The 5090-nt window shown below is 38.0% G+C and carries 6 protein-coding genes and 1 pseudogene; 2 read left to right on the top strand and 5 right to left on the bottom strand.

Features of this window, described 5'->3' with window-relative positions:
- From A3I7_RS14235 to A3I7_RS0111235, 4 genes are all read right to left on the bottom strand, one after another.
- The coding region (locus tag A3I7_RS14235) for a helix-turn-helix domain-containing protein (protein ID WP_018375373.1) at positions 1–125 on the bottom strand (125 nt) is incomplete at its 3' end.
- 212 nt (positions 126–337) lie between these two features.
- Positions 338–886: a ribosome hibernation-promoting factor, HPF/YfiA family gene (gene hpf / locus A3I7_RS0111245; protein WP_018376846.1), complete on the bottom strand. Its 549-nt coding sequence runs from the start codon at positions 884–886 to the stop codon at positions 338–340.
- A 75-nt stretch (positions 887–961) separates the two neighbouring features.
- Positions 962–1624, bottom strand: coding sequence for a ComF family protein (locus A3I7_RS0111240; protein WP_018376845.1), 663 nt, complete (start codon positions 1622–1624; stop codon positions 962–964).
- Entirely contained in the window at positions 1621–2922 is a 1302-nt protein-coding gene (locus A3I7_RS0111235; protein ID WP_018376844.1) for an ATP-dependent helicase ComFA, read from the bottom strand. The genes A3I7_RS0111240 and A3I7_RS0111235 overlap by 4 nt, the downstream gene beginning before the upstream one ends.
- A 56-nt stretch (positions 2923–2978) precedes the next feature.
- On the opposite strand from A3I7_RS0111235, the gene A3I7_RS0111230 reads away from it, so the two are divergent.
- Together A3I7_RS0111230 and cysK are read left to right on the top strand one after the other, a co-directional pair.
- The gene (locus tag A3I7_RS0111230; RefSeq protein ID WP_018376843.1) at positions 2979–3605 is read left to right on the top strand and encodes a YigZ family protein; all 627 of its coding nucleotides are present in this window, start codon (positions 2979–2981) and stop codon (positions 3603–3605) included.
- A gap of 98 nt (positions 3606–3703) precedes the next feature.
- Positions 3704–4633, top strand: a complete 930-nt coding sequence (cysK, locus tag A3I7_RS0111225) for a cysteine synthase A (protein ID WP_018376842.1) — start codon at positions 3704–3706, stop codon at positions 4631–4633.
- Between the two features lie 316 nt (positions 4634–4949).
- Here cysK and A3I7_RS14230 read toward each other — a convergent pair.
- A pseudogene (locus A3I7_RS14230) lies at positions 4950–5090 on the bottom strand (IS30 family transposase); the annotation flags it as partial.

Here is a 5090-nt window from a genome sequence, read left to right as displayed (position 1 = left end):
CGCCCAAGCAGACGAGCAATCTCAGAGGGGTTCTTGCCCATCTTGAGATAGGCGCTGATTTCTCCGCGTTCAGAGGCTGAAAGGTGTGAGTATAACGATTTTTTGGTAGAATGATTAGTGGACATGTTCATCTGCTTTCTATACTGAGTTGGGGAATTCTAGTATATCAGACGAGCATGTCTTTTTTGTTGCACTTCATTTTACAACGCGGGAGAATAATAAAAATGAAGAGGTTGGCTAATAAGGCTTATCTAGCTCTATATGCAAAAAGGCTCCATAATTCTGCAACAATTTTAACGCTACAGAATTATGAAGCCTCTATTTAAAATATTACAATCTATTTCGCTTCAATAAGTCCTAAATCACCATCTTCACGACGATAAATGACATTTGTTGTTCCGTCTTCAGCATCTGTATAGATGAAGAAATCATGACCTAGAAGATCCATTTGCAAAAGCGCTTCTTCCACATCCATCGGTTTCAAGCTAACATTTTTGGTTCGAACGATCTTGCGCGCTGGGGTTTCTTCTATTACTTCTGCTTCAAACTCGCTAGTGAAGACTTGTCCTGCAGAGGTTTTTTCACGATTCTTCTTTGCAATTTTTGTTTTATTCTTCCGAATTTGACGTTCAATTTTATCAACAACTAAATCAATTGAGCCATACATGTCCTGTGAGATATCCTCAGCCCTCAAAGTAACTGCTCCAAGAGGAATTGTCACTTCAACTTTTGCGGTTTTTTCCTTATAGACTTTAAGATTAACACGCGCATCCAACTCTTGTTCAACATGGAAGTACTTCTGAATTTTTCCAAGTTTTGAATCGACATAGCTACGGATTGCATCTGTCACTTCAATGTTTTCGCCACGGATACTATATTTAATCATAAAATACCTCTTTCTTGCGCTTAAGCGCTTTCTTTACACTTATATTATATCGCTTTCATGAAAATTTGCAAGTTTTTACCGTGCAATTGAAAAAGTTTTAACATCATCCTTTCCATGTTTACTGAAAAGTGAAACGATATGCTGAAGGGTAGCACCCGTTGTGTAGATATCATCAACTATGAGAACTTTTTCTGGTAAATTGTGATCCGTGTTAATATAAAACAGATTCTTAGCGGTAAGTCGTTCTTGGCGGCTTTTGCTAGATTGCTTGTCAGCATCTTTTCTTTCTAATAAGTTGATATAAGAAATACCTGCTGCGTCAAGTAATGCACTCACCTGATTAAATTGTCTTTCCCGATATCTTTCCTTTGAAACTGGCACTGGAATAATTGTATATCCCTTATAAGAGTTTAAAGCTTTTTTTACTTGCTTGGCGAAAACTTTGGAAAGTAGCATGTCACCTTGAAACTTATATTTTGAAAAATAATCTTTCATAGCCTCATTATAGCCGTAAAGTGCACAATGGTTGACCCTATGGCCTTTTTCTTGCCAAGTCTGACAATCTAGACAAATTTTATCAATGTTTGGGCGAAAACACGTTGGACAATGTTTGCTACCAATTCTTTCAAACCTCCTTTGACAATCGGTGCATATTGCTTTGCTACTTTTCCTCAAAAAGAAAAGATTACTAAATTTCTCTTTTGAATTAAAGTGCTGACTGCATAATAGGCAAATCACGAAAATCCTCCTTTGGTGTTCATTTCTTTTATTTCTCGGATGGCTCTCGCCATCGCCTTAGTTTTGCCATCATGAAGAAAAAGCAGTTCTCCTGTCGGTCGCTCTTTTGCTCTTCCGACTCGACCAGAAATTTGTACAAGAGCACTCTTGCTGTAAAGTCGATGATTTGCTGATACGACAAAGACGTCAACACATGGAAAAGTGACTCCTCGCTCTAAAATTGTTGTTGACACAAGGATAGTAAGCTGATTATTGCGAAATGCATCTACAATCTGTAATCGATTAGTAGTTTGACTTGATACAAAATCTATCTTTTCTTCTGGAAAATAGCTGTGCAGAATTTTGGTAAAAATTTTCCCTTGTTCAATATCGGGAAAAAAGAGTAAAAGAGGAAAATTTGTCAGCCTTTGTTTTTTTATTAAGTTGACTAATTTTACAGGAAGTTTTCCTTTTTTCATCTCTTTTGGAACCCTTCCTAGCCAGACCATTTTCGGAATTACCAAGGGATTTGCATGAAAACGGCGGGCAAGATGTAGTTTTTTCAATTCACCTCTCTTGACTTTCTTATCAAGTTCGTCTGTTGAAGTGGCTGTCAGAAAAATCTTTACTCCATCTTCTTTCACACAGTTTTCGACGGCGTAATAGAGCGTATTGTTATCCACAAAGGGAAACGCATCGACTTCATCAACAATTAGTAGGTCAAATGCGTGCCGAAACTTGAGGAGTTGGTGTGTTGTTGCGATAATCAGAGGTGCTCTCTGATAAGGGTCTGATTCGCCGTGCATTAGGGTTATAGGACAGGAAAAGTCATGTGTCAAACGCTTATAAAGTTCTATGCAGACGTCAATTCGAGGACTTGCGAGACAAACACAGCCACCATCATCAATAACTTTGGCTGTTACTTGATAAATCATCTCAGTTTTTCCTGCACCTGTTACAGCATGAACTAGGAGGTTTTCCTTAAGGGAAAGCCCTGAAAGCAACCCATCAGAGACTTCTTGTTGGTAGGGAGTTAATTCCCCTTTCCATATAAGACTATTGGTAGGAGGAAAAACTTTTTGTGGAAAATGATAAAGTTGAGATCGACTAGTATTTCTACCAAAAATCAAACATTCCCTACAGTAGTATTGACCAGTTTGTAGGATTGCTTCCTTGGAAACATTATTTCCGCAACGGTTACAGTAATATTCTCCTAGAGTTTCCGTCATTGCTGGAAAATAATTTGCGTGTGTTCTAAATTTCTCTGGAACCTGCTCCTCAATAAATAAGCGGCCATAATAATTGTCTAATTCACTCATCATCTTTTAATTCGAATTATTTTGCCAAAATATCAAAAATCTTGTAAAATTTTCTTATGACTTATAAAACTATCAAAACAGACGGTGTCGCCGAAGAAGAAATAAAAAAATCACGTTTTCTCTGTTATCTTAAACGAGTTGAATCGGAAGAAGAAGGACGTGACTTTATTGCTCAAATTAAAAAGGAGCATTATAAAGCCAATCATTCCTGCTCTGCTATGATTATTGGTGAAAATTCCGAAATCAAACGCTCTAGTGATGATGGTGAACCTAGCGGAACTGCAGGGATTCCAATGTTAAATGTCTTGGAAAAGTTGGACGTAACCAATGTTGTTGCGGTGGTGACTCGATATTTTGGAGGAATTAAGCTAGGTACGGGTGGACTTATACGTGCCTATTCCGGTAGTGTCGCCAATGCTTGTAAAGAGGTCGGAATTGTTGAAGTTAAAGAGTTGCAAGGAATACGAATTACGCTAACCTATCAACAGTATCAGTCCTTTTCAAATTTTTTGTCGGAAAATAACCTTAAAGAATTTGAGACTGAGTTTCTAGAAAATATCTTAACGAACATTTACATTGATCCTGAAAAAATCGAGATAATTTTAAATCGGTTAGTTGATTTCTTCAATGGAAAAGTGGTTTACGAAAAAATTGATATGAAACTCGTTGAAGTTACCTTGTGATAGCTTTTCTTTATCGCAATGATAAAAAATTAGTATTTTACAGATGACTGGATTCCCGTTATACTTGTAGCCATAAAAGTAATTTGAGGTATAACATTATGGCGACTATTTACAATTCTATTACTGAACTCATTGGAAAAACTCCAATTGTGAAGCTTAACAACATCGTCCCTGAGGGAGCAGCGGACATCTATGTTAAACTCGAAGCCTTCAATCCAGGTTCGTCTGTTAAAGACCGCATCGCCCTTGCAATGATTGAAGATGCTGAAAAAGCAGGAATCATTAAGCCAGGTGACACTATTGTAGAACCTACTTCTGGGAATACAGGGATTGGTTTGGCTTGGGTCGGAGCTGCAAAAGGTTACAAAGTGGTTATCGTCATGCCTGATACGATGAGTATTGAACGTCGTAAAATCATTCAAGCTTATGGGGCAGAATTAGTTCTCAACCCAGGTAGTGAGGGAATGAAAGGTGCTATTGCTAAAGCACAAGAAATTGCTAAAGAGCGTAATGGTTGGGTTCCTCTTCAATTTGCAAACCCATCAAATCCTAAAGTTCACGAAGAAACTACTGGTCAAGAAATCTTGGACGTTTTTGGTACTGATGGTTTAGACGCTTTTGTTGCTGGAATTGGAACTGGAGGAACTATTTCTGGGGTCTCCCACGCTTTGAAAAAAGCTAATCCAAACATCAAAGTCTATGGTATTGAAGCTGACGAATCTGCCGTTCTTAACGGGGATACTCCTGGACCACACAAAATTCAAGGGATTTCAACGGGATTCATTCCTGATACCTTAGATACAAATGCCTATGATGGTGTTGTTCGCGTGCCGTCAGATGATGCTATCTTGACAGCTCGTAATCTTGGTGGACAAGAAGGCTTCCTGGCTGGAATCTCATCTGGTGCTGCTATCTACGCTGCTGTTCAGGTAGCTAAGGAACTTGGAACAGGTAAAAAAGTTCTTACATTGCTCCCTGATAATGGTGAACGTTACCTATCAACAGTTCTGTATGATTTTGAAGATTAATTTAAACTAATAGCTTAGTGACTAAGTAACAGAAAAAGGGATTTTTTGCTCTGGCAACTGAAACTCGTCTTGGACTTGTTGCTCTTATATGATACAGAAGAAGTCCGTGCTCTTTCTTACTATGAAATCAAAGAACAATCTATGATGAGGTATAGAAGAAAGCCTGATAGGCTCTATCAGATAAACATAATCAAATCCAGTTTGGAAGAGTTTGTCTTTCATTGTATGATTTCTGAGTACGTAGTCCTAAAACGATGGTCTCTTTGTTTAACTGGTTGATAAATATATAAAAATAAGGGGAAATTCTCAAAGTAAATTCTAGTTCCCGTCCTTCTTTCGCAGTTTTAGGAATAGGAGGAAGCTCTCTTGTTCTCCGTTTTCTGAATTTCACGACACGGGGGAAATCAATAGGTTTTGATGAGAGGTATCCTTTTTCAAGGTAACGATAGATAGAAGC

Origin of the sequence: Streptococcus orisratti DSM 15617 (assembly GCF_000380105.1) — a bacterium.
GTDB lineage: Bacteria > Bacillota > Bacilli > Lactobacillales > Streptococcaceae > Streptococcus > Streptococcus orisratti.
The sequence above is the reverse complement of the archived record's forward strand: the minus strand, read 5'-3'. Positions and strand labels throughout refer to the sequence as shown.

Bases quoted from the DNA above. Each gene is read 5' to 3' on its own strand.
- cysK (WP_018376842.1), top strand. From the start codon at position 3,704: ATGGCGACTATTTACAATTCTATTACTGAACTCATTGGAAAAACTCCA.
- A3I7_RS0111235 (WP_018376844.1), bottom strand. From the start codon at position 2,922: ATGAGTGAATTAGACAATTATTATGGCCGCTTATTTATTGAGGAGCAG.
- hpf (WP_018376846.1), bottom strand. From the start codon at position 886: ATGATTAAATATAGTATCCGTGGCGAAAACATTGAAGTGACAGATGCA.
- A3I7_RS0111230 (WP_018376843.1), top strand. From the start codon at position 2,979: ATGACTTATAAAACTATCAAAACAGACGGTGTCGCCGAAGAAGAAATA.